The sequence below is a fragment of the Janibacter sp. CFPM2_SD2 genome (genome assembly GCF_057364645.1).
Genome location: NZ_JBNFOF010000362.1, coordinates 1 through 1,171, shown reverse-complemented (window position 1 = coordinate 1,171; position 1,171 = coordinate 1). Strand labels below are relative to the sequence as shown.

1 protein-coding gene and 1 pseudogene are annotated in these 1,171 nt (G+C 77.2%); both read left to right on the top strand.

Annotated elements, in window-relative coordinates:
• Positions 1-527, top strand: a 527-nt coding sequence (locus tag AC2W7J_RS18340; RefSeq protein ID WP_485984214.1) for a helix-hairpin-helix domain-containing protein, incomplete at its 5' end; no start/stop codon positions are given.
• Positions 524-1,171: pseudogene (locus tag AC2W7J_RS18335) on the top strand (hypothetical protein); the annotation flags it as partial. The gene AC2W7J_RS18340 and the pseudogene AC2W7J_RS18335, both read left to right, overlap by 4 nt.

Below are 1,171 nucleotides of genomic sequence, written 5' to 3'. Positions count from 1 at the left end.
CGGTAGCGGCGAGCGGGGAACCGGACGGCGAGCCGACGACGGCACCAGCCGGTGCGTCGGCGACCCCGGGTGCGGCGCCGACGACGGCGGGGGTCACCGTCCACGTCGTCGGTCAGGTGCGCCGGCCGGGCATGGTCACCCTCGACGCCGGAGCGCGGGTCGCCGACGCGATCGAGGAGGTCGGCGGGGGCGACCCGTCGGGCCGACCTCGACGGGGTCAACCTCGCGCGGCTGCTCGTCGACGGCGAAGAGGTCGTCGTGCCCAAGCCGGGGGAGACACCACCCGCGGCCGGAGCGCCGGCAGCCGCACCTGCCGGAGGCGCGCCCGCCGCCGGGCCCCGGTCAACCTCAACACCGCCGACCTCGCGACCCTCGAGACCCTGCCCGGCGTCGGTCCGGTGCTCGCCCAGCGGATCCTCGACTGGCGGACCGAGCACGGGAGCTTCACGGCGGTCGAGGAGCTCGGCGAGGTGAGCGGCATCGGCGACAAGATCTATGCCCAGCTGGCACCCGAGGTCACGGTGTGAGCCGCGAGGAGCAGCCGACCCCGGCGGCCCTCGACCTGCGTCTGCTGCTGCCCTGCCTCACCGCGTGGGGGATCGGGGCGTGGGCCCTGTCGTGGCCGGGCGGGCTGCGCGCCCAGGTGGCCGTGTACGCGGTGGTCGGAGTCGTCGCTCTCGTCGGGGCCGGGGTGCGCTACCGCGGCCGGCACGCCCGCGCCTCGCTGCGGCGCGACGGGCCGGGCGTCCTCGCGCTGCTCGTCGACGACGTGCTCGTGCTCGGGTCCTCAGCGGCCCACGAGACGACCCGGCGCACCGGGCCGGTCGACGACCTCGCGCAGGAGCGGGCCATGGTCCGGGCCGAGGGCGTCGTGCTCACCGAGCCGATCGTGCGGGCCGGTCGCGGGTCGGGCGACGAGGACGGTGACGTGCCCGAGCAGGTGCTGCTGCGGGTCCGGCTGGAGTCGGTGACCGCGCGGGGGACGACGACGCGGGTGAGCGCGCCCGTCTACGTGCGGGCGCGGACGCGTGGGCGCAGGTCGGCTGGCACGACCGGATCCGCCTGTCGGGCAAGCTTGCTCCGGCAGAACCCGCCGACCCGGACGGTCGCCTTCTCAGCCCGCGCGGACCACCCGAGGCGGTCGGCGACCGCTCGCCCGTGCGGCGGGCCG